The organism is Flavobacterium araucananum, from assembly GCF_002222055.1.
In the GTDB taxonomy this organism is placed as follows: Bacteria; Bacteroidota; Bacteroidia; order Flavobacteriales; family Flavobacteriaceae; genus Flavobacterium; species Flavobacterium araucananum.
Genome location: NZ_MUGS01000039.1, coordinates 37,306 through 60,584, shown reverse-complemented (window position 1 = coordinate 60,584; position 23,279 = coordinate 37,306). Strand labels below are relative to the sequence as shown.

General features: G+C 33.8%; 18 protein-coding genes. 10 read left to right on the top strand and 8 right to left on the bottom strand.

The annotated features are described in order from the left end of the window. Positions 1–201 precede the first annotated feature (201 nt). From B0A64_RS17500 to B0A64_RS17470, 7 genes are all read left to right on the top strand, one after another. Positions 202–648 carry a GNAT family N-acetyltransferase gene (locus B0A64_RS17500; RefSeq protein ID WP_089480788.1) on the top strand — a complete coding sequence of 149 codons (447 nt, stop codon included), beginning with the start codon at positions 202–204 and terminating at the stop codon, positions 646–648. Positions 649–741: 93 nt separating this feature from the next. After that, positions 742–2,202 (top strand): lipopolysaccharide biosynthesis protein, encoded by a 1,461-nt coding sequence (locus tag B0A64_RS17495; protein ID WP_089480787.1) that lies wholly within the window; start codon positions 742–744, stop codon positions 2,200–2,202. 28 nt (positions 2,203–2,230) lie between these two features. After that, positions 2,231–2,665: a dUTP diphosphatase gene (gene dut, locus B0A64_RS17490; protein ID WP_089480786.1), complete on the top strand. Its 435-nt coding sequence runs from the start codon at positions 2,231–2,233 to the stop codon at positions 2,663–2,665. Between the two features lie 81 nt (positions 2,666–2,746). Then, complete coding sequence (locus tag B0A64_RS17485) at positions 2,747–3,763, top strand: sugar phosphate nucleotidyltransferase (protein ID WP_089480785.1); 1,017 nt, start codon at positions 2,747–2,749, stop codon at positions 3,761–3,763. Between the two features lie 49 nt (positions 3,764–3,812). Further along, a complete protein-coding gene (locus B0A64_RS17480; protein WP_089480784.1) occupies positions 3,813–5,165 on the top strand; it encodes a tetratricopeptide repeat protein in 1,353 nt (450 codons plus the stop codon). 14 nt (positions 5,166–5,179) lie between these two features. Further along, the gene (locus B0A64_RS17475; protein ID WP_089480783.1) at positions 5,180–5,962 is read left to right on the top strand and encodes a DUF4292 domain-containing protein; all 783 of its coding nucleotides are present in this window, start codon (positions 5,180–5,182) and stop codon (positions 5,960–5,962) included. A 23-nt stretch (positions 5,963–5,985) separates the two neighbouring features. Further along, a complete protein-coding gene (locus B0A64_RS17470) occupies positions 5,986–7,266 on the top strand; it encodes a murein hydrolase activator EnvC family protein (protein WP_089480782.1) in 1,281 nt (426 codons plus the stop codon). A 48-nt stretch (positions 7,267–7,314) separates the two neighbouring features. Here B0A64_RS17470 and B0A64_RS17465 read toward each other — a convergent pair whose 3' ends face one another. Next, positions 7,315–7,734 (bottom strand): CBS domain-containing protein, encoded by a 420-nt coding sequence (locus B0A64_RS17465; RefSeq protein ID WP_089480781.1) that lies wholly within the window; start codon positions 7,732–7,734, stop codon positions 7,315–7,317. A 238-nt stretch (positions 7,735–7,972) separates the two neighbouring features. Between B0A64_RS17465 and rbfA the strand changes: the two genes are divergently transcribed. The 3 genes from rbfA (at position 7,973) to B0A64_RS17450 (ending at position 11,165) form a co-directional block, all read left to right on the top strand. After that, positions 7,973–8,365, top strand: a complete 393-nt coding sequence (gene rbfA / locus B0A64_RS17460; RefSeq protein ID WP_089480780.1) for a 30S ribosome-binding factor RbfA — start codon at positions 7,973–7,975, stop codon at positions 8,363–8,365. Position 8,366: 1 nt separating this feature from the next. Next, positions 8,367–9,566 (top strand): ABC transporter permease, encoded by a 1,200-nt coding sequence (locus B0A64_RS17455; RefSeq protein ID WP_089480779.1) that lies wholly within the window; start codon positions 8,367–8,369, stop codon positions 9,564–9,566. A gap of 171 nt (positions 9,567–9,737) precedes the next feature. Next, positions 9,738–11,165: an MATE family efflux transporter gene (locus tag B0A64_RS17450; protein ID WP_089480778.1), complete on the top strand. Its 1,428-nt coding sequence runs from the start codon at positions 9,738–9,740 to the stop codon at positions 11,163–11,165. A gap of 44 nt (positions 11,166–11,209) precedes the next feature. Here B0A64_RS17450 and B0A64_RS17445 read toward each other — a convergent pair whose 3' ends face one another. The 7 genes from B0A64_RS17445 to B0A64_RS17415 all read right to left on the bottom strand — a co-directional run bounded on the left by B0A64_RS17445 (position 11,210) and on the right by B0A64_RS17415 (position 22,913). Then, on the bottom strand, positions 11,210–12,844 hold the full coding sequence (locus tag B0A64_RS17445) for a DUF4139 domain-containing protein (protein WP_089480777.1): 1,635 nt from the start codon (positions 12,842–12,844) through the stop codon (positions 11,210–11,212). Between the two features lie 88 nt (positions 12,845–12,932). Next, a complete protein-coding gene (dusB, locus tag B0A64_RS17440; protein ID WP_089480776.1) occupies positions 12,933–13,925 on the bottom strand; it encodes a tRNA dihydrouridine synthase DusB in 993 nt (330 codons plus the stop codon). Positions 13,926–14,076: 151 nt separating this feature from the next. Beyond that, positions 14,077–15,363: a phenylacetate--CoA ligase family protein gene (locus tag B0A64_RS17435; protein ID WP_089480775.1), complete on the bottom strand. Its 1,287-nt coding sequence runs from the start codon at positions 15,361–15,363 to the stop codon at positions 14,077–14,079. Further along, positions 15,360–17,027: a C45 family autoproteolytic acyltransferase/hydolase gene (locus B0A64_RS17430; RefSeq protein ID WP_089480774.1), complete on the bottom strand. Its 1,668-nt coding sequence runs from the start codon at positions 17,025–17,027 to the stop codon at positions 15,360–15,362. Before B0A64_RS17430 ends, B0A64_RS17435 begins: the two co-directional genes overlap by 4 nt. 27 nt (positions 17,028–17,054) lie before the next feature. Next, positions 17,055–17,609 carry a protein adenylyltransferase Fic gene (fic, locus tag B0A64_RS17425; protein WP_089480773.1) on the bottom strand — a complete coding sequence of 185 codons (555 nt, stop codon included), beginning with the start codon at positions 17,607–17,609 and terminating at the stop codon, positions 17,055–17,057. Between the two features lie 98 nt (positions 17,610–17,707). After that, positions 17,708–19,231, bottom strand: a complete 1,524-nt coding sequence (locus tag B0A64_RS17420; RefSeq protein ID WP_089480772.1) for a phytoene desaturase family protein — start codon at positions 19,229–19,231, stop codon at positions 17,708–17,710. Between the two features lies 1 nt (position 19,232). Continuing rightward, the gene (locus B0A64_RS17415; protein ID WP_089480771.1) at positions 19,233–22,913 is read right to left on the bottom strand and encodes a 1-acyl-sn-glycerol-3-phosphate acyltransferase; all 3,681 of its coding nucleotides are present in this window, start codon (positions 22,911–22,913) and stop codon (positions 19,233–19,235) included. Between the last annotated feature and the right edge of the window lie 366 nt (positions 22,914–23,279).

Here is a 23,279-nt window from a genome sequence, read left to right as displayed (position 1 = left end):
TAGTCCCAATGCTTTGCTTTTTTTAAAGGGTTGTATTTTAGCTTTGCTCATTCCCTTGATACAAAGTTAGCATAGAAGTACTTTTAAAAAATTATATAATTTTTGATCTTTATTATAGATTTCACATACCACGTTATGATGGAATTATATAACGGGCAATAAAAAAAATTGAGTATTTTTGAACTCTATTTTTTTATTACAATGAAACTACAAATAAAAGAGCTTACCACTATAGAAGCGATGTTGACTGAGATAGAAACCATGCGATTTCTTTATCCTAATTTATCGGTCGAAAAGTATCAGGCCTATCTTTCTGAAATGGTCCCTCATAATTACATTCAGATTGGTGTATTTGAGCAGGATATTTGTGTTGGGATTACCGGTTGTTGGTCGTCGACAAAGTTATGGACCGGCAAATATCTCGAAATCGATAATTTTGTGGTCAGTCCGGAACATCGTTCTAAAGGAATTGGAAAATTACTGACAGATTATATCGAGAAAAAAGCTTTAGATCTCGAGTGCAGCTCTATAGTTTTGGATGCTTTTACCGGAAATTTTGCCGCACACCGTTTTTACTACAACCAGGGCTATGGACCAAAGGGTTTTCATTTTGTCAAAATTCTGGACGAAAAAAAAATAACGCAATAAATTAAGCACAACTTTCTTTATTGAACCAACAAAATCAATAATAAACCAAAGAATTGGTTATTTTTGTTTTACAAACTTTATTATAAAATTATTTTGGGATTATATAAAAATCTGTTCAAGCAAACTGCAATTTACGGACTAGCAACGGTATTACCGAGAATGCTAAGTTTTTTATTGGTGAGATTGTATACTGGTATTTTACCAACTGCAGAATATGGCGAGGTTTCGATCGTTTTGTCATGGATGGTTTTCTTTAATGTGGTCCTTTCATACGGAATGGAAACGGCTTTTTTTAGGTTTTACAGCGCCGAAGAAGACAAGAAAAATGTAATTGCAACTTCGACAATATCTATATTTTGGTCGTCGATTGCGTTCTTATTTATCGCTTTAATTTTTAGAAATACATTGGCAAATCTTGCCGAAGTTGATGTACAATATGTAACCTATACCGTTTGGATTTTAGTATTGGATGCATTAGTACTGATACCTTTTTCTAAATTAAGGGCCAACCAAAGACCCATGGTTTATGCAGCGATTAAGATAGGAAACGTAATAATCAATTTATTGCTCAATATATTCTTCTTAATATACTTGCCTAAACTGGCAGCTTCAAATCCCAATTCGGTTTGGGATAATTTGTATGTAGAGAATTTTCAAATAGCGTATATTTTCATTGCAAACCTATTGGCAAGTTTAGCCACTTTTATAGTGCTTTCGCCAAATTATCTTTCTCTGGGAAGAAAATTTGATCCCGTACTTTGGAAGAAAATGATGAAATATGGTTTGCCAATTTTGGTAGCCGGACTTGCATTTGCGGTTAACGAGCATTTCGATAAAATTTTATTAGGCTATTTGTTGCCGGAAAATCTTGCAAAATCTGAAGTAGGAGCATACTCTGCCTGTTACAAGCTAGGTTTGTTTATGGTTTTGTTTGCAACCGCTTTTAGGTTAGGAATCGAACCTTTCTTTTTTAGTCATTCAAAAAATGCCAATGCCCCACAAACATACGCCGTAATTACAAAGTATTTTGTTATTCTGGGTTCCCTGATTTTATTAGGGGTAATTGTTTTTGCCGATGTTTTAAAATATCTTTTGCTTGACAATAAATCGTATTGGGAAGCTATGAAAGTAGTTCCGTTAATTATATTGGCAAATTTCTTTTTAGGAATTTACAACAACTTATCGGTTTGGTACAAACTAACCGATAAAACAAAAATTGGAGCCTATATCTCCATTGTTGGAGCTATTGTAACATTGGTTTTAAATTATTTTTTAATTCCAAAATACAGTTACTACGGTTCGGCAATTGCAACAATATCTGCTTACGGAAGTATGATGTTGATTTCTTATGTTTTAGGAAATAAATATTATCCAATACCTTACGACATGAACAAAATTGGTGCTTATCTGGGAATTTCAATTGTATTTTCGGCTATTTCTTTTTACGGATTTAGAGAGAATTATTTCGTTGGAGTTCCATTATTTTTAGCATTCGTATATTTTGTTTACCACAACGAAAAAGAAACAATCAAAGGAATTATGAATAGAAAGTAGTTTTACTTTTTAATCTTTATAAATAAAAATGAACATACAAATTATCAACAAATCACAGCACGCTTTACCAAACTACGAAACAATTGCTTCGGCAGGAATGGATTTACGTGCTAATTTAACAGAATCTATAACATTAAAACCATTAGAAAGAACCATCGTAAAAACGGGTCTTTTTATTGAATTACCAATTGGTTACGAAGCACAAGTGCGACCAAGAAGCGGCTTAGCAGCCAAAAAAGGAGTTACGGTTTTAAATTCTCCCGGAACGGTTGATGCTGATTACAGAGGCGAAATAGGCGTAATTTTAGTAAATTTATCCAATGAAGAATTTGTAATCGAAAACGGAGAGCGAATTGCACAATTAATTATTGCCAAACACGAAAGAGCCGAATGGATCGAAGTTGCAGAACTTTCAGAAACATCAAGAGGCGAAGGAGGCTTTGGTAGTACAGGAGTAAAATAAAATTTAATAATTTAAAGATTCTAAAATTGAAAGATTAGGAAATCTTTCAATTTTTTCAATTTTTTAATCTTCCAATAAAACATGAAAATAATCGTTCCAATGGCGGGTCGGGGATCAAGACTTAGACCACATACTTTAACTGTTCCAAAACCATTAATTCCTGTTGCAGGTAAATCTATTGTGCACCGTTTGGTCGAAGATATTGCTAAAATATTAAAAGAACCAATCGAAGAAGTTGCTTTTATTTTAGGCGATGCTGCTTTTTTTGGAGATGATCTTGTAGCAAGTCTCGAAGAATTGGCTGGAAGCCTGGGAGCAAAAGCGTCAATTTATCGTCAGGATTTGCCTTTAGGAACCGGTCACGCTATTATGTGTGCAAAAGATTCTCTGTCAGGACCTGCAGTTATTGCTTATGCAGACACATTGATTAGAGCAGATTTTGAATTAGATCCTGCTGCAGATGCTGTAATTTGGGTAAAACAAGTAGAGCAACCGGAAGCTTTTGGTGTTGTAAAATTGAATGCCAATAATGAAATTATAGAATTGGTCGAAAAACCAAAAGAATTTGTAAGTGATTTGGCAGTTATCGGAATCTATTACTTTAAAGAAGTTGGCGATCTGAAAAAAGAACTTCAGGGTGTTTTGGATAATAATATCCAGAATGGGGGAGAGTATCAGATCAATGACGGAATCAAAGCGATGATGGCTAACGGTAAAGTTTTTAAAACCGGAAGCGTTGACGAATGGATGGATTGCGGAAATAAAGATGTAACGGTAGAAACGAATACCAGAATGTTAGGATTCTTGCATAATGACGGAGAACATCTGGTAGACTATGATGTAAAATTAGAAAACGCAACAATTATTCCTCCTTGTTATATTGGCGAAAATGTAGTGTTGAAAAATGCAACCGTTGGACCTAATGTATCGTTAGGAAAAGGATGCCATGTTACAGACAGTACGATCAAAAACAGTTTGGTACAAACGTATTCTCAAATAAAAAATGCGAACTTAGACAATGCTATGATCGGAAATCACGTGGTTTTTGATGGTAAATTTACCAGCATTAGTATTGGCGATTATTCGGTTTTAGAATAAGGTATTTTTTAAAGAAATTCGTTTTTGTTTAAAGATTAAAATTTTAAAGATGATACAAAAAGGAGTTATAGTTATTCTATTTTTCGTTTTGCTGGGCAATCCAATTTCGGTTATGGCACAAACAGAACCGGAAGATATTGCTATGGCAACAGATGAGTATCAGGATTCTTTTTATGAATCATTAAAACAAAAAGGAATCGAAAACTATGATAAAGCCATTGCAGCACTGGATAAATGTATAAAGCTAAAACCTAATGATGCTGTCGCTTATTTTGAATTAGGAAAAAACTACCTGTCTTTAAAAGACTATCGAAACGCACAGGATTCGTTTGAAAAAGCAACACAGTTAGATCCAAAAAACAAATGGTATTGGTTGGGGATTTACGATGTAAGTTATGAAACTAAAAACTATCCTTTGGCAATTGAAACCATTCAAAAAATAATTGCTTTTGATGAAGAGTACAAAGACGATCTGATTTCGCTGTATATGATTACCAATCAACAAGACAAAGCGCTTGTAATGATTAATGAAATGAATGATAAGTTTGGAAAATCAGAAGATCGTGATCGTTATAAACAGCAGATTTTATCGCAGGGAAAATATCAAAATTCTGAAATTTCAAATTTGCTTGATCAGATAAAGCAAAATCCAAAAGAAGAATCGAATTATGTAAATCTGATTTTTCTATATTCAAAAAATGAAGACGTAGATAAAGCGTTGGATGTTGCGAAACAATTGGCAAAAGAAATCCCAACTTCAGAGTGGGGACAAGTAAGTTTGTTTAAAGTATATTTAGATGCAAATCAGGCTGATAAAGCAATTAAATCGATGAACGTGATTTTGTCAAGTTCAAAAATTGATTCAAAGATAAAGCATCGTACCTTAAATGAATTTTTGATTTATGTGAATAAAAATCCACAATATGCTCCTGATTTAGAAAAAGCAATTGCCTATTTCGACAAGGATAAAGATGTTGATGTAGCAAAAGAAATTGGTAAATTTTATCATAGCAAAGGTCAGTTTGAGAATGCGATTAAGTATTATGAAAAAGATTTAAAAACAAATTCAGATACAGATCGCGAAACCAATTTGTTATTGCTTGAGGCCTATACGCAAGCAAAACAATTCGAGCCAATGACCAAAAGAGCCCTGAACATGATTGAAGTTTATCCAAGTCAACCTCAATTTTATTATTATGCAGGTTTAGGAAGCAATAAGTTGCAACAATTTAAGAACGCAAAAACCGTTTTAGAAATGGGACTTGATTATGTTGTGGAAGATAAAACGCTCGAAGCAAATTTTAATATTCAATTAGGAGAGGCGTATAATGGTTTGGGAGATGCGAAGAAAAAAGAGGAATACTTTTTGAAAGCAAATGAATTATTAAAGAAGAAAAAGTAAAAGACTAAATTGAGATGAAAAAATATATAGCACTAGTATTAGTCACGGCAATTATGGTTTCCTGCAAATCAAAAGCTGTTGCAGTACAAAATAATAACGAAACTAAAGAAGTTGTTACCAAAGAAGACAAAAAAGCAATTGACAAACATTATGACAATAAGTTAGATTTTTCGACCTTATACATAAAATCAAGCGCGCGATATGTCGACGAAAAACAAAGTCAGAATGTTACTGCCGAAATTAAAATAGAGAAAGACAAGCAGATTTTAGTAAGTGTTCGCTTTTTAGGAATTACAATGGCAAAAGCATTAATAACACCAACAACAGTAAGTTACTACGAAAAAATAAACAGTACCTATTACGAAGGCGATTTTACCAGTTTAAGCAAATGGCTGGGAACGGAATTAGATTACAGTAAAGTTCAGAATTTATTAGTAGGAGAAGCGCTTGACGACTTAAGAAAAGGAAAATATACACAGACAATTGTAGAAAATCTTTTTCGACTTGAGGATGCAAAAGAGGCCAGCCTGAAAAAAGCGTTTTATCTGGATGCTGATAAATATTTGTTGCAAAAAGAAGAGATATCACAACCTGCAGAAAACAGAATGCTGCAAATTTCATATGCTGACACTAAAGTTTTTAGTCAGGGAACATTGCCTACGAGTATTGAAATCAATGCAATCCAGCCAAAAGGAACCACGAATATTAATTTGAATTACAACAATATTTCATTTAATGAAGAACTTTCTTTTCCTTATAGTGTGCCAAGTGGTTATAAAAAAGTTATAATTAAGTAAATTTGCAAAAAGAAAATATAAACATGTCAAAATTTCTCCTAAGCCTAATTTTTATATGTGCCACTACATTTATGTGGGCACAAGATTCGCAACAAGAAAAACTTGAACAGCGTAAAGCTCAGATTCAGCAGGAAATTAGAGACAACGAAAAAATGTTGCAGTCTGTAAAGAAAAAAGAAAAATCAGCTGTTAATGTTTTTTTAATTCAGGCAAACAAAATTAAACTGAAAGAGAAACTAATTAATACCACCTCAAAACAAGAAAAACTTTTAAGCAATGATATGTATATTAACCAGGTTCAGGTTAATAAACTAAAAAAAGAATTGGCAATATTAAAAGCAGATTACTCGAAAATGATTTTAAAATCATACAAAAGCAGATCTGAGCAAAGTCGAGCCATGTTTATATTATCATCGGAGAATTTTTTGCAAGCCTATAAAAGAGCACAATATTTAAAACAATATACCAATTTCAGAAAAAATCAAGGTTTAGAAATTCAATCTAAAACCACGCAATTAGTTGATTATAATGCCAGATTGGACGGACAAAGAAAAGTAAAGAAAAAAATTATTGCTGAAAATCAAAAAGAAAAACAAAGTTTAGAAGTTGAAAAGCAAGAGCAGCAAAAATTAGTTAACTCGATTAAAAAGGATAAAAATAAAATTATTGCAGATACAAAATCTAAACAGCAGGAATCAAGAAGAATTGATGCAAAAATTAAAGATCTTATCCGTGAACAAATTAGATTAGCGAATCAAAGAGCAGAAGAAGAGAGACGTAAAAGAATTGCAGAAGGTAAAGCCAGCGAAGCAGAGAAAGCAGAGGCGGCAGCACCTAAAAGTTATTCATCAGACAGAATTACGTTAACCCCGGAGGGAAAAATTCTGGCTGCCGATTTTAAAGCAAACAGAGGAAAACTGCCTTGGCCGGTAGAGAAAGGATTTATATCTCTTGGTTACGGAGATCAGCCACACCCGCTATATCCAACACTTACCGTTCATAATTCCGGAGTAGAGATTACTACAGAACAAGGAGCAAGTGCACGTGCCGTATTTGAAGGAGTAGTATCAAAAGTTATCGCCTTATCTCCTGTAAACAGAGCTGTTTTTATCCAGCATGGAGATTACTTTACAGTATATCAAAACCTAAGTCAGGTATCTGTTGAACAAGGTGATAAAGTAAAAGTAAAACAAGTTATTGGAAAAGTAAGAACCAGCGGAGACACAGGAAAAACGATCATTAAGTTTTTGATTCTTCAAAATACATCAAACAACAATCCAGAAGGATGGTTGCAAAACAGATAACAAAAAAGGGAGCTATTCAGCTCCCTTTTTTTATGATTTATTTTTTACTTAATCATATTGCTCCAAAAAATATTTTAAAACATCTGTTGTCGTAACAATACCTTTAAGTTCTCCATGATCAACAACCGGAAGTGCGTGAAACTCCTCTTTTACAAAGGTTTCGGCTAAATCTCTTATAACCGCATCAGATGAAACTGTTTGTGGTTTTGATGTCATTACCTGAGCAATTGTCAACATGTCCAGAATCGCTTCATCAGCGCCTTCCTGTCCTTCAAACAAAGCACCAAACGTTAACCTGTTAATATCAGTTCGGCTAATAATACCAATTACCTCTTTGCCTCTAACAATTGGAATATGGCGAATGTTGTGTTTCTTTATTTGTTCTACCACTTTTCTCAAGTCATCATTTTCATTTGCAGTTACAACACTTTTAGTCATTATATGACTGATTGGTTCTCTTTTTTTCATAATTAATATGTTTTAAGGTTCTATCAAAAGTGTCAAATATTTCGCATAAATAACATGATTTTTGTCATCTTGCAATTATAATTTGATTGTATTAAAACCACTTCCGTTTTAGATTTTTATCTAAAAAAAGGATCAAAATTGTAGCTTTATAGAAGATAAAACAGATAAGAACATAAAAATCATTCTATTGTTCATTTGAAATTGTATCGATTGAAATTTAAAATAGTATTTTTGCACTATGGAAACAAATAGACAGAAAAAAATAGGCGGTGTCATCCAAAAAGATTTGGTTGATATTTTGCAAGGTGAAGTGAGAAAAAACGGAATTAATAATTTGGTAATTTCGGTATCCAAAGTTAGTGTTACTTCAGATTTATCTGTGGCAACAGTTTATTTAAGCATTTTTCCTCAGGATAAAGCCAAAGAAACTTTAGCAGGCATAAAATCGAATTCGACCTTAATTAAGCATGATTTATCGCAACGAGTACGCTTGCAATTGCGTCGTGTACCAAACCTGGTATTCTTTATCGATGACTCTTTAGATTATATCGAAAAAATTGATAACGCTTTATCAAACAGAGAAAACCCAATTGAAAATCGTGATCTTTTAGAAAAAAGAAGAAAATCATAAATTGAATTTCCCCCTTTACATAGCCAAACGTTATATTTTTAGCAGAAGTAAAAACAATGCCATAAATATTATTAATCGCATTGCCAGCATGGGAATTATTGTTGGCACAATGGCTTTGTTTGTCGTTTTATCTGTTTTTAGCGGATTAAAAGTTTTTAGCCTTTCGTTTACAAACGAAATAGATCCTGATTTAAAAATTACCAGCACCTACGGAAAATCCTTTTTGGTTACACCGGAGCAGGAAAAGCAAATAAAAAATATTGAAGGAGTTGTTTCGTACACTAAAATTATCGAAGAACGCGTTTTATTTTTATTCAAAGACAAACAGCAAGTAACGTACTTAAAAGGTGTCGACAAGAATTATCCTGTCGTTAACAATATCAAAAAAAAACTTTTTAACGGCGATTGGCTTAAACCGGATACTTATCAGGTGGTTATTGGTTACGGAATTGCGCAGGATTTTTCGATGGGGATTCTTGACTTCGAAAATCCATTGCAAATCTTTGCACCAAAACCAGGAAAAGGAGCAATCGAAAATCCGGATGAAGCATTTAATAAAACAGATGTTTTGCCGGTTGGGATTTACTCGATCAGCGAAGATCTGGATTCAAAATATGTATTTGCTGATTTGGGTCTGGCGCAGGAATTGTTGATGTACAAAAAAAATCAAATTTCAGGAATAGAATTTCATATCAAACAAGGCGCAAATGAAAACGCTATTGGTGCTAAACTAAATGCAATTTTCAATAACAAAATCACCATAAAAAACAGGGCACAACTTAATGAGTCTTTGTACAAAATGCTAAATACAGAGAATATAGTTGTTTATCTGATTTTTACTTTGGTGATTATTGTGGCACTTTTTAATTTGGTTGGTGCTTTGATTATGATGATCTTAGAAAAGAAAGGAAACCTCAAAACCCTTTTTAATCTGGGAACAGAAATTAATAGCTTGCGAAAAGTTTTCCTGCTTCAAGGTACTTTGCTAAGTGTTTTTGGAGGTATTATTGGTCTTATTTTAGGGATCATTTTGGTCGTACTTCAGCAACAATTTAACTTCATTATGCTTACGCCAACTCTGGCATATCCCGTGATTTTTAATCTCGAAAATGTACTCATCGTTATGAGTACTATCGTATCACTTGGTTTTGTAGCTTCTTTAATCGCAAGTAGCAGAGTAAGCAAAAAGTTATTGGATTAATATTTCTTCGTAAAAAATATTACTTATATTTATCCTCTTAAAAAACTACAGTATATGATTGTTTCTGCCTAATCCTATTTTATTTTTTTGAATAATTAGGATACTTACGTTTATTTTCTTCAGTTCAGATCATTGAATCTGGGCTCATTTTATCATTTATCCTAATACATCATGACAGAAACAACAATAAAGAAAAGTTTATTTTCTAAAATTTTCACCACTTTAAAACAAGCCATCAAAGGAGATGAATCTTTTGATTACACCGTAGGGAGTATCAAAAAAGCAGTTATTCTATTAGCCATTCCTATGGTTTTAGAAATGATGATGGAGTCTGTTTTTGCCTTAGTCGATTTATATTTCGTAGGGCATTTAGAGCACAGCAGTTTTGCGATTCAAACTGTAGGTTTGACAGAGTCTGTGCTTACCATAATATATTCAGTCGCTATAGGGATGAGTATGGCCGCAACAGCAGTTGTAGCAAGACGAATAGGAGAAAAAGATCCTGTTGCAGCTGCAAAGGCAGGAATGCAGGCCATTATTATTGCATTTGCAATAAATAGCATTATAAGTATTTTGGGTGTTATTTATGCCAAAGAAATTCTGGTACTTATGGGTGCCTCTGCAGAAGCGGCAGAACATGGTTACCTTTTTACCCAAATTATGATTGGCGGAAGTTTATGTATTATGCTTTTATTCCTGATTAACGGGATATTTCGCGGAGCAGGAAATGCAGCCATTGCCATGAAAAGTCTTTGGCTGGCCAATATTTGTAATATTATTTTATGCCCGCTATTAATAAATGGTTATGGTCCAATTCCGGCTTTTGGATTAACAGGTGCAGCCATCGCTACAACTTTAGGAAGAAGCATTGGAGTATTGTATCAATTATATCATTTGTTTTTTGGGAATGGCACACTAAAAATTAAGATTTCTTATTTTATCCCGGATTTTGATCAGATAAAAGCATTGGTTAAAATTGCCGCACCAGGAGTTTTGCAATTTGTTATAGCATCGTGCAGCTGGATTTTTCTGGCACAATTAGTTGCAACAACAGGCGGTGATCACGGATCAGCTGGATATCAGACTGCTCTTAGAATCATGATGTTCTTTATACTTCCGGCTTGGGGATTAAGTAATGCCGCAGCCACTTTGGTAGGGCAAAATTTAGGTGCCAAACAAGTAGATCGTGCCGAAAAATCTGTTTATACAACAGCCAAATACAATGTCATTTTTATGGCAACAATCATGATCATTACATTGTGTTTTGCAAAATATATTATTTCGTTTTTTACCAACGACGAATTGGTAAAAACAATAGCCGTCGAAGCATTGCAAATAATGAGCATCGGATTTATCTTTTACGGAATCGGAATGGTTTTGATCAATACTTTCAATGGTGCAGGAGATACCTGGACACCAACCGGAATTAATTTCTTTGGGTTTTGGTTGTTCCAAATCCCATTAGCCTATGTATTGGCGAAACATTTCAACATGGGACCAACAGGAGTTTTTATTGCAATTCCGGTTGCTGAAACTGCCATAACATTGGCGAGTATTTTCTTTTACAAAAGAGGAAAATGGAAACGCATTCAAGTATAGTTTATAACAAAAAAGACCTTCAAATTTGAAGGTCTTTTTTGTATTTAATACAAATTGTTTATGGTTAAATCTTTTGGCGATTTTACTTTATAACTAATCCTTATTTTTTTTGTTTCGTTCTCAGAAAGTTTTAAATTCCAGGTCAGGATTCCTGTTTCTTTGTTGGTTTTAGCATTGCCGTTTTCAAGTAATTCGATCGTGATATCAGTATTTGTACTGACAGGATACTGATCTTCTAATTTTAATTCGATCTTTTCTTTTTTATTATTTCGAACGGTGATGTCATAAGTGAAAATTTGCTCTTTGTATGACGACAAAAATTTAGTTCCGGATTTATCTACTACTTTCTCCCGTAGAATAGATATTTTTTTATCACGCCCCATACTTAAAGACAAAGAATCTTTTGTTTGACCCGGATTTATGTTTAATTTACCAATATAGAGTCCTTCAAAAATTACATTGGCCTTGCCCGGTAGTAAATTGTATTTAGAATAATCATTAACTTCTGCCAATAAAAAGGCATCAGTATCTACTTTTGGAGCAGCATAATATTTATAAGTTGCAGGAAGTTTGATATCTTTTAGAGCGACACTATGAATATTTCCATTTGATAAAACGTCATAAGGAAGATCAATATCAAATGAAACATTAAGTTGATTTTCATTGATTTTAGTATAATCAGATAATGTTGTTTGCTCTAAAGAATAATCGACTAACATCTCTCTCAATTTTGGTTTTTTTGTGGTATATGCACTGGTTTCTATAGCTCCACTAATAATTGGCTTTCCAAAATTAGTGTCCTTATTCGGGTCATAATAGCTCAAAAACCAAGTTTGTAAAGCTGGAGCAGTATTATTTTGATTAGGAGATCCGCTAGAAAGGCTTAGTTTTACTTTCTTCCAGTCTACACCTGTATTTTGTACAATTTGTGCTTTATAAATCATACTTATCGGAGAAGTAACATTATTTGCTCTCAGCTCATAAAAAGGAGACCAACGCGCAGTATTGGTTAAATAATTAATATTAAAATCTACCAAACCCGCTTTGTCATTCATAACCTGAAGAACTAATATTCCATTCGAAATTTTGTCTTCGTTGTTACTATTTACCTCTAATTTTGAATTTAAGCCGGCTAATTTTTTATTCCAGTTATTTTCTTTTTCAGCTAATGAATTGAGAGTATTAGATAAATCAGAACGTTTTATTTTATAATAATCAACCATCTTAATTAGCTCAGCTACGTTTAAGCCGTTAGCGCCATTAACCTGTTGATTTTTATCTAAAAGCTCAATTGTTTTGGTATAGGAAAGTTTGTCAACCTGAACCTTGCTAATTTCTTTTTGTACCAAAGAGATACTATCTCTCACTTTTTTAGTAGCAGGATCACTTTCATCAATCTCATATTCAGAAACTTTATGGACTATAAATTGAGTGGATAAAACAGTTACCGAAGAAGGTACTGCAATTTGAATGGTATTTTCGTCCATGTAATTGGCGACATTTTTTACCACAATTGTACTAGTTCCCGCAGGAAGATTTAAACTTATCGTTTGCGAAAGTTCGGCAGCATTAAAATATACAATTGCAGACTTTACCTTAGCTGATGTGAAAATTGGTTTTTGCCCAAAAACAGTTAATGTAAGAAACAGGAAAGTGATAATAGGATAATTATTTTTCATTTACGTAGAATTTAACCCGTAAATGTAGTAATTTATCTACATATTTTTGCTTTTAGAAGTAATTTACTTTGATAAAGACCATTATAATCTAAACAAATTCATATCCAGCATAAACCTGCTCAATTTCTTTCATAATAGCAAACAAAGCTTCAGGTTCATCAGTAGTAACGAGTTTTTGTTTGTATTCTTTAAAAGAGTGAATTCCTTTAAAATAATTGGTATAATGACGTCGCATTTCAACAATTCCTAAACGTTCACCTTTCCATTCCATCGACCACATAAGATGATTTCTGGCGGCTTCTACGCGATCAGCAACTGTTGGAGCAGCCAAGTTTTCGCCTGTTTTAAAATAATGCTTGATTTCGTTAAAAATCCATGGATAACCAATTGCAGCACGACCAATCATAATACCGTCAATACCGTATTCATTTTTATATTTTAATGCTTTTTCAGGATTGTCGATATCGCCATTCCCAAAAATAGGCATTGTAATTCTAGGGTTGTTTTTTACGCGTGCAATATGCGACCAGTCAGAGTGACCTTTATACATTTGCGCACGGGTTCTCGCGTGAATCGTTAAAGCCTGAACACCAATGTCCTGAAGTCGCTCTGCAACTTCATCAATGTTGATGGAGTTTTCATCCCAGCCCAAACGCGTTTTTACCGTTACAGGCAAATCCGTACTGCGAATAACCGCTTTTGTCAAACGCACCATCAGATCTACATCTTTTAGAACTCCCGCTCCGGCACCTTTGCAAACTACTTTTTTTACCGGACAGCCAAAATTAATGTCGACTAAATCAGGTTTTACAGCAGAAACAATTTTAGACGAAAGTGCCATTGCTTCTTCATCACCACCAAAAATCTGAATTCCAACCGGACGTTCGTAATCAAAAATATCCAACTTCATTCGACTTTTGATAGCATCACGAATCAATCCTTCTGATGAAATAAATTCAGAATACATCATATCAGCACCATGCGTTTTGCATAATCTGCGAAACGGCGGATCACTAACATCTTCCATCGGTGCGAGTAATAAAGGAAATTCGGGTAATTCTATGTTGCCAATCTTGACCATCTTCAATATTTTGTGCAAAATTACAACTTTTAGTTTAATTTGTACCAAATTGAGGTTCAAAGGTTCAAAGCAACAAAGGTTCAAAGGTTCAAAGGTTTTCTATAATGTTGATTAAGAGTCTTTGTCACTTTGCAACTTTGCACCTGTAAAGTTACCTATAATCAAAAAATCGAATTGGTTTTCGACTCATTGGGTTAAAAACTAGCGGATTCAAAGTTTCTTTTGAAGCAAATTCAATCTTTGGCGTTACTCTTAATTTGGCCCTGAAATGATCTTTTATTTCTTGCAGGAAATCAGAAGATTGATTTTTTACGGCAATTTTTATCAGGATTTCATCTGTTCCTAAATCGTTGGTCGAGATTTCGATAATGTGATTTTCGATATTATCAAAACCACTCAAAACATCGTTCATCGCTGGCGGATAAAGTGTTGTTCCTTTGTATTTAATCATTTGTTTTTTACGCCCCACTACAGGTCCAACACGCAACGTATTTCTGCCACAAGCGCAGGGACTATTGTGCAACTGAACAATATCTCCGGTTTTAAAACGCAATAAAGGCATGGCTTCGATCCCTAAAGTCGTAAAAGTAAGTTCGCCAACTTCGCCCTCTTTTACCGGGATATTATTTTCGTCGAGCACTTCGACAATAATCAATTCCGGATGATGATGACCACCGTTTCCGTGTTCACATTCTGTAAAAGCAGTGCTCATCTCTGTAGAAGCATAAGTCGAGAACAACTTAATGTTCCACTTTTCAGTGATTTTGTTTGATAAGATATTCATCGAAAAATCCTGATTTCTTAGAGATTCTCCAATACAAATTGCGCCTTTTATGCTAGAATTATTATAGTCAATTCCGTGTGCTTCTGCATATTCAATCAGTTTTAATAAAAACGAAGGAACCGTAATTAAATAAGAAGGTTTGTATTTTAAAATCGAATCCCATTGCAATTCCGGAATTCCGGCACCAACACGAATTACACCTACTTTTAATTTTCGCAATCCCAGAAAATAAGCCAGTCCCGCCATAAACTTCCTGTCGATTGTAGTCATTAATTGTACCACATCGCCTTCTGCAATTCCGGCACAGGCAAACGAAATGGCTTCATTATAAGCCAATCGGTCCAGGTCAGAATCTGTTAAGCCAAAAGTTACAGGATCGCCTAAAGTTCCTGAAGTCGAAGCATAATCTATAATTTTATGTTGCGCAACACATAAAAAATCATCGTTGTATTCCTGTAAATCCTCTTTTGTCGTTACAGGCAAATGTTGTAAATCTTCGAGGGTTTTAATTTTTGAAATATCAATATTTTGTCCCGCAAAAAGGCGTTTGTAAAAAGGGGAGTTTTGACTGATATAGTGTAAAAGTTCTACTAATTTCTGCTCCTGAAAAATTTTAATTTCTTCTAAAGAATTTTTTTCTATTAATGGAATCATTGTAATTTTCTTTTGATTTTTTTTAAATATTTTTCAATTGCTGTTTTATCAGGAACTGTTGTAATTTCTTTGGTTAGAGCTTTTTCAAAATTAGCATGAGAAAGCCGGTATTCTTTTTTTTGATAAAAGTACAACCCTGCTTTGTAATACACAACCCAATAATCAGGGTTTAAGGATTGATAATTTGCTATAAATTCTGTACTAACCCGTTCCTTTTTTTTCAGATACCAATCTATTTTATGATCTTCGATCCTAAATTTCTGATAGTTTTTGTATTGAATAGTTTCCAGAAAAGGATCTCTGGCAATATTCAAATTTTCCTGTTGAAAAGAAACAACAGATTTTGTTTTTCTTTCTTTAAAAACAGAATCTAAATTGTAGCAAACAAACTCGCCTAACTGGTATGGATTCGCCGATACCCAAACGAGTTTTTCTTTTGGTTTAAAAATAACACCGTGATGTGCCATCAACTGATTCAATGCTTTTTCGTTGCCATAACCCAAAGCCATGTTTTGTAACCCATCTTTATTTCTTAAAATTTGGGAGGCAGTTTTAGGATTGATTTTTGGATTGCCAGCAAACAATTCCTGCATTCTTTCAAAGCGATATTCAGAATGGCTGTTGGCTATTTGAGATTGATTTCGTTTTTCGTTTTTTAAATCTTCTCCCTGAAAATGATTCGAACAAAACAATTGATCACTATTGGGTACTTCGTACACGTCCATTTTTTTTGGTGAAACTTCAATTAAAATTGCTTTGTTATCCTGTGCACTTCCTACCATTATAGATTCTGAAACAAAAACTTCACTTTTTTTAGCAAGGGCAATTGCCTCATCAATATTTTGTGCGTGTTGTAAAATTTGACGCGTCAAAATCGAAATTGGTGTTTTGGCAATTAGCGGAATTTTAGACTTCGAAGCATTAATGGTCACCGTTAGACCTTGCTCGTTCATTCCGGAAACCGCACCAACCATTCCGGGCCAGGTGACCATCATAAACCGATTCCCTTCTTTTGGATTTATAAACGCCACGATTTTATTTTCTGCGAAAGCATCACTGACATAAAAATCGAAATTACGACCAAGAATTAAATTCCCGTCTTGAGATTTTTGTCCCCACGCCGCAAAAGAGGAGCAACCCACCAAAGCCAAATCCTGCAAAGCATGACCAATATCGTGCGCGGCGTGCAAATACAAACTACGCTGAAATTGTGGCGCAATATTATCGAAATCATGCGAGGTGTATTGCGAAACGCCGAAGATTTCGGTTTGATATTCTTCGGGAACGTTCAGATATAATTTTCTGTTATACCATTTTAGAAAATTACGAAGTAGTTTCTGCTGGAATTTTGAAGGAATTAAATCCTTTATTTTCGAGAAGAATATATGTTCCTGATTTTTTAAAAGAGAATCAGATAATGCACCGGTATTAAGTCCAATTTCAAGCGGGTCGCCTTCGACATATAATTCCCAAAGGCCTTGTTTGTTTTTTAAAAGTGAATTTTTTCCTGATACAAAAATACTGTCAGATTGTTTTACGACAACAGGTTTTGTCCCATTATAATTGGCAATTTCAGGAAGATGACGCATAGATTTTGATGTTCCGCAAGAGGCTAACATCAACAAAAAACCAACGAAAAAAAATAAATTAATTCGGCTTTTCATATCTACATCTATTCTGGAATAATAGACTCATTCATTGTTATCTTTCTCATAACCTTCATAGTAATAGGACTGTTCGATTCCTTTAAAAATAACTTCTCTATTATTAACTTCGTCAGTTAGATTTTCCTTTAATAAAGTTCTTAATTCCAAATCGTTAATAGGACTTCTTTCCATTGACTGCAAATAAAGAGTTTTGTCAGCAAATTGCCAGTTAACAACTTTATTGAGTCGACTTTTTAGAATCATATCGAGCCATATTCTCATAGATCTGCCATTACCTTCCATAAAAGGATGAGCAATATTCATCTCAACATATTTAGCAATAATTTCTTCAAAACTGTTTTCTGGCATTTGCTCAATCTTTACTAGAATTTCATTAAGATATAATGCATTTGCAAATCTAAAACCACCTTTTGAAATATTGAGTTTTCTTATTTCTCCGGCAAAATCATATAAATCATGAAATAAATAATCGTGAATTGCCTTAAGACCTTTGGTTGTGCCAATTTCTATTTTGTCTATATCATTCGATTCAAATAATCGATATGCATTTTCTAAACTGTTCTTGTCAATATTTTTCATAAAGATTTTGTACCAAATTTAAGTCGAAATCAAAATTACAATTTAATTCCTAAAATTGGGAATTTAATGTTTTCGTTTCGAAGTCATGTTCTGATGAATCAAGATATATCAGATGCTTTATTAATTTTGGTTACTAAATACTCTTTTCCCAGAATTTCTGAGCAGGTTACAACCGCACCAATCGTTACGCCCAGAACCCCGTGCATGTTTATACTTTGTCCTGTAAGATATAAATTATCGAGTTTGGTTTTTGACGGAATCAAGGTTTTCATCGGGTTATTCGAATCCTTAACATAACCATACATATTGCCGTTATCACCACCAATATAATCCCGATACGAAAGCGGGGTAGAGGTGTGAACAGATTGGATACAATCTTTTATGCCGGGAAATTTTAGCTCGATTTCAACTAGAAATTTAGCTGCTTTTCTGGATTTAAATTCTTCATAACTTTCTCCACGATCATTTTCGTCAACCGTAGTATTAAAAGTTTCGATCCAAGGCGCAACATCATCATATTTCATGTAGGTTATAAAAGTCATTCCTTCGGCCCATTCTTCCTGTTTTTTGGAGGCATTCATAGAAGCCATAAAAGCTTTTGGCCAGGAATCTTCATTATAATCATGAGCAGTCCAGACTTCGCTGCTTTTCTTGAAATGATAATGATTGTGATTGATATACTTAAAAGTCTGCGGTTTAAAAACAATGTATAAACTAAAAGCCGAAATAACGCCTTCGAGACTTTGAACACGACTGTAAAATGCTTTTCTAAAATTCTCTTCGCCAGCCATTTTCAGTGTAGTTTTGGGCTCTATGTTCGAGATAAAATAAGAACCGGAAACCTGAGTTCCGTCTTTCATTTCGACCCCATTTACCTGGTTGTTTTCAACATTAAAACGAATAACTTCTTTGTATTTATAAAATTCACCACCATGTTTTTTAAGCTGTTTCAAAAGCTGTTTCGTAATCTGACTTCCGCCATTGATACAACGCCAGGAACTTTGAATATAGGAGTTTACAGAAAGAGCATGAACGTAAAAAGGCGATTTGTCTGCAATACCGGCATACAAAAAATTAGAACCGGCAAGAACCGCTTTTAGTTTCTCATTTTGTGTACATTCTTCAATCGTTTCTTTGGCATTAAGCGTCAGGATTTCGTTATCATATTTTCCGTCCCATTCTAAATTATAAAGTGGAAAAGATTCGCAAATTGCTTTTATCTTTTTGCAATAATCCTCAATATTTGCTTTTTCATCAGGAAAGAAATGCACGAGTTGATTGGCAAAATTTTCATAACCCTGTGCATGAGGATATTCGTTTTGATCGTCTTCAAAAGAGATGATGTCGAAACCATTTTGATCTAATTTTTTTAGATTCAAATGTTCAATAATTCCTAAATATTTAAAATATTTATACAAATTCTGTCCTTCGTCTAAACCTCCTATATAATGAATTCCAGTATCAAAAATGGTTTTGTCACGTACAAAAGTTTGCAAATTTCCGCCATATTGATTGTTCTTTTCGAGCACACAAACACTATAACCTTCTTTTGCCAGAATAATTGCCGAGACCAATCCGCCTAAACCGCTGCCCACAATTACTACATCGTATTGCTCCTTCATGCTAATTTTTCTTTAATACGATTATAGAATTTTCATCTAAAACAGATTCAAAACCAAAGTTAATTAAAGTGTTTTTTAAACCCGAACTATTGATTAAAATAATGCGGGAAGTTGTAGAAACGATTTTTTGAAGATCGTCTCTGTAATTTTCATCAGAAATTAAAACGGCCTCATATTCATTTGGCACAACCAGTTCGAGATTGTCCAGATAAGAGATCTTTCTCTTTTTAAGGAAATAATTCGTTTTGGCAACTTCAATTTTTTCTTCGTCAGCAATAAAAGAGAAGACTTTTCGCTGCGGTTCCTGCAAGGTTAGCAAAACATCTAGTTGACCGTAATCATTTGCTAAGTGCAATATTTTGGCTTTTGCCGAAAGATGCTTGTTAAGCTCATAATACGTTGCGAGATTATTTTTTAAATCATTTTTGACAGAATTTATAATTTCAATTTCTTTGTAATCGTAACTATGAACCAGCATTTTTTTGAAATAATCCGGACCTTCTAATTGTTGACGAACTTTATGAAACTCTTCTTTAAAATAAGTACTTAATAGTTTTGTTCTTTCGGCATAATTTTTACCAAAAGAAAGATTATCCGGAGCAATTCTTTCTAAAATAGACAACGTAAGATGACTGTGGTGAATGACAAAATCTCCTTTTGGGATTGCCTCTGAAGCACCATGAATTAAAACAGGAACAATGTCCAGATTAAATTCTTCGGCAAGATAAAAAGCCCCTTTATGAAAACGATTTATCTGATTGCTTACAGAACGTGTCCCTTCCGGAAAAATCATTAGTGAATATCCTTCGTTTACTTTTTGACGCAAATGTTCAACGCCGCCTTCAATACCTTCTGAAACCGGATAAAAACCTGCTTTTCTAACCGTTCCTCCAAAAATAGGAGAGTTGTAAACCCAGTCATTTACTAAAAAAATAATTTTAGGACTCAACATTCCCATTGCCAGAATATCTATAAACGAAGAATGATTGGCAATTATAATGGCTGGTTTTTCGAAGTTTTCATTAAACGGATTGATGACTTTTTTATGCAAAAAGGGATTTGAATATAAAACCGAATTCATGAATCTTGAAATGAAATATCGAAAACCTTTCATTTTTCTTTTTTCATTTATCGGTAGGATCGGCATAATAGTGATGCTAAAAAGCGACATCAAAATACCGCCAAGTCCGTAATAGGTAAACGAAATAATACCATGTATAAAAGTTCGCAACTCAAAGGGAGCATTTCCTTTTTTTGCACGATTGGATATGAATAGTTTAAAAAGAATAGGGTAGAAAATAAACGTAATAATCAACGCGGCAAAAACCCCAATTAACGAAACAGACGAAATAGATCGCAAAGCCGGATGGTGCGCAAAAATCATAGCACCAATTCCTAAAATAGTTGTGATAACCGCCAGGATTATTGAAGTTCTGTAAATCGCAATTTCGTTTTTGCCTGTCGTATATTCTTTTTGAAGAGCGCTCGTCATAAAAATACTAAAATCGACACCGTGACCAAAAATCAAAGTACAAACAATCATACTAAAAATGTTCATCTGGATGCCAAAGATGCCCATGATTCCTGCCGTGACAATTCCGGTTAAGGCAATCGGGATACAACTTACAATAACCAATTCGACTCTGCGGAAGAAGAAAAACAAAATTAGAATTACAGCCACAAAAGAATAATTAACAAGTGAATTAAAATCGGTTTTTAGTGTACTAAAAAACGTTTCATTCATTTGCTGACGATCAATTGCAATGAGATTCTTTTTGGCTGAAGCCAATTTTACAAATGCATCTCTTTGCTCCGGCGTAACTTTTACCAAAGTAGAAATCGTAAAAAATCCCTTTTTTTCAGTTACAAATTCTTTTAGTTGCAAAGCCTGAATTTTGAGATATTCCTGCGCTGAAACAGGTTTGAAATTAAAATTTAAATGATCGTAAAAATTAGAATAAGTTGTAGTTTTAAATCCTAGTTTTGAGCCTTCGGCAATTAGTTCAGATTGTAACACTTGCTTTTTATTGGCATCCCAAAATGAATTCCACTGATCTATTTTTTGTTGTTGTGCTTTTTGCGAAAGCATGATTCCGCCAACCGAACTGAAATTCAAGATTTTGTTCGTTTGTTTTGCTTTAGATAAATCGGCAAAAAGCTGGCTGTTATTTTGCAAAACTTCCTCCATTGTGTTTCCGTACGAAGCCACATAAATGGTTTTAGATGTTAAGCTGGTGCTTTCTTCCAGATCTTTTTCGGCAGCTTTAATTTCTTTTGGAACAAAATTCAATTGCGATAAATCATTATTAAAGCCAACATTGTTATACGTAAAGCAGCAAATAATCGTGATTAAAACACAAAACCCAATTAGATATTTATTATTATGAAAAGAGAAATGTGCCAGTTTATCGATCACATTTTTCTTGTGTTCAAAATTATTTTCTTTCGGTTTATACAAATGCGGAACAATCAAAAGCGAGAATATTCCTGTTGCCATAACAATTACGGCAGCAAAAATTCCGAGATCATTTAAAGCATCAGATTTTACAAAAAGCAAACATAAAAAAGCAACAGCCGTTGTTGAGCTGCTCATAATAACAGGCATTGTAATGTCTTTGTATAACGTTTTTACATCGCTGTTGTGTTTGTAATGTGTGAGGATATGTATCGAATAATCAATCGTGATTCCTAACAAGATCGATCCAATGCCCAAAGAAATAGCTGAAATTTGCTCTTTTACAAAATATAGAAAGGCAACGGCAAACAAAGCACCAAAAACCGTAGGCAGAAAAATGATCAGCGGGATCAATATTTTTCGATAAAACAAGATCAAAATTAATATCAGCGTGATCATTGCGATCGAAGTCGTTAAAATGATATCGCTTTTAATTTGATTGGCATTGGCAACGGCAATCAAAGCCGAACCAAAATAACGTATCGAAGTTTTACTTTTAAATTTTTGATTTAGATTTTCCTGAATTGATTTTAGTTTATTTGCAAAAATCGTATTTTTCTCTGTTTCGCTCGACGGTAGATTCGACGTAATAAAAAGCAATAATTTTGTTTTGTCCTTCGTCATCACAAAACCATTGTTGAGCGTAAAATCGTCACCAATATTTAATTGTTGTAATTTTTTTAGTGCGATAAACGAAATCCCAAGCGGATCTTGCAGGATAAAATCTTTGGTTACAAAACCGGACGGAGAAATGATCGATTTGTAATTTCCCTGAACGGTTGCCGCAATATTGTCTTTTTGAAGTTTATTCTGAATCGCAGCATAATCTTTATTCTCCAGAAATAGGGGTAAATTATTGTAAACAAAATCAATAGTTTCCTGAATATTTTCCTCATCAATTTTTCCCTGAATTCCGGTTACATAAGGTTTGCAGGATTTAGCAACGCTGTCTGAAAAAGCAGTTGCCATTTGTTTTAAATCTTCTTCGGAACCGTTTTTTTCCAGTTTGAAGATAACGGTAATTTTATCGGCGAAATTAAGTTGTTTAAGGACTTTTGCAGTAACATCAGCTTTATCGTTGGTTGGGATAAGTTTAGAAATGTCTTCTTCGAATTTAATTCGGGAGGCAAAAAATCCAAAAGCGATCAGCATCAAAACTGCCAAAAACACCGATAAAGATTTTCGTCGGTTTACAAATAAGTGAATGGCGTAAAAGTATTGATGCATAATTATTTTATTATTTTCTTTTGCCTACAGTTTTTTTGCCACAGATTAAAAAGATTAAAAAGATTTTTAAGTTCTGTGTTAGTTCGCCACGAATTTCACGAATTTTCACGAATTAATTTGTGCTAATTAGTGAAATTCGGGGCAAAAAAAATCATTTTAATCTTTTTAATCTGTGGCATTCATTTACGTTGCGTTTCCGCAATTTATTAAAAATTAATTCGTGCTAATTTGTGAAATTGCTTCGCCCGTTCGCTGTCGCTCGGGTCGTGGCAAACTTACATATAGATTTTAAAATCATTCTAATCCTTTTAATCTGTGGCTTTTTTTAAGCATTTTTTAAAAATTGATTTGTGCTAATTTGTGAAA

Excerpts from the sequence above, each read along its gene's own strand:
- B0A64_RS17500 (WP_089480788.1), top strand. The coding sequence starts at position 202 with ATGAAACTACAAATAAAAGAGCTTACCACTATAGAAGCGATGTTGACT.
- dut (WP_089480786.1), top strand. The coding sequence starts at position 2,231 with ATGAACATACAAATTATCAACAAATCACAGCACGCTTTACCAAACTAC.
- B0A64_RS17485 (WP_089480785.1), top strand. The coding sequence starts at position 2,747 with ATGAAAATAATCGTTCCAATGGCGGGTCGGGGATCAAGACTTAGACCA.
- B0A64_RS17480 (WP_089480784.1), top strand. The coding sequence starts at position 3,813 with ATGATACAAAAAGGAGTTATAGTTATTCTATTTTTCGTTTTGCTGGGC.
- B0A64_RS17475 (WP_089480783.1), top strand. The coding sequence starts at position 5,180 with ATGAAAAAATATATAGCACTAGTATTAGTCACGGCAATTATGGTTTCC.
- B0A64_RS17470 (WP_089480782.1), top strand. The coding sequence starts at position 5,986 with ATGTCAAAATTTCTCCTAAGCCTAATTTTTATATGTGCCACTACATTT.
- B0A64_RS17465 (WP_089480781.1), bottom strand. The coding sequence starts at position 7,734 with ATGAAAAAAAGAGAACCAATCAGTCATATAATGACTAAAAGTGTTGTA.
- rbfA (WP_089480780.1), top strand. The coding sequence starts at position 7,973 with ATGGAAACAAATAGACAGAAAAAAATAGGCGGTGTCATCCAAAAAGAT.
- B0A64_RS17450 (WP_089480778.1), top strand. The coding sequence starts at position 9,738 with ATGACAGAAACAACAATAAAGAAAAGTTTATTTTCTAAAATTTTCACC.
- B0A64_RS17445 (WP_089480777.1), bottom strand. The coding sequence starts at position 12,844 with ATGAAAAATAATTATCCTATTATCACTTTCCTGTTTCTTACATTAACT.
- dusB (WP_089480776.1), bottom strand. The coding sequence starts at position 13,925 with ATGGTCAAGATTGGCAACATAGAATTACCCGAATTTCCTTTATTACTC.
- B0A64_RS17435 (WP_089480775.1), bottom strand. The coding sequence starts at position 15,363 with ATGATTCCATTAATAGAAAAAAATTCTTTAGAAGAAATTAAAATTTTT.
- B0A64_RS17430 (WP_089480774.1), bottom strand. The coding sequence starts at position 17,027 with ATGAAAAGCCGAATTAATTTATTTTTTTTCGTTGGTTTTTTGTTGATG.
- fic (WP_089480773.1), bottom strand. The coding sequence starts at position 17,609 with ATGAAAAATATTGACAAGAACAGTTTAGAAAATGCATATCGATTATTT.
- B0A64_RS17420 (WP_089480772.1), bottom strand. The coding sequence starts at position 19,231 with ATGAAGGAGCAATACGATGTAGTAATTGTGGGCAGCGGTTTAGGCGGA.
- B0A64_RS17415 (WP_089480771.1), bottom strand. The coding sequence starts at position 22,913 with ATGCATCAATACTTTTACGCCATTCACTTATTTGTAAACCGACGAAAA.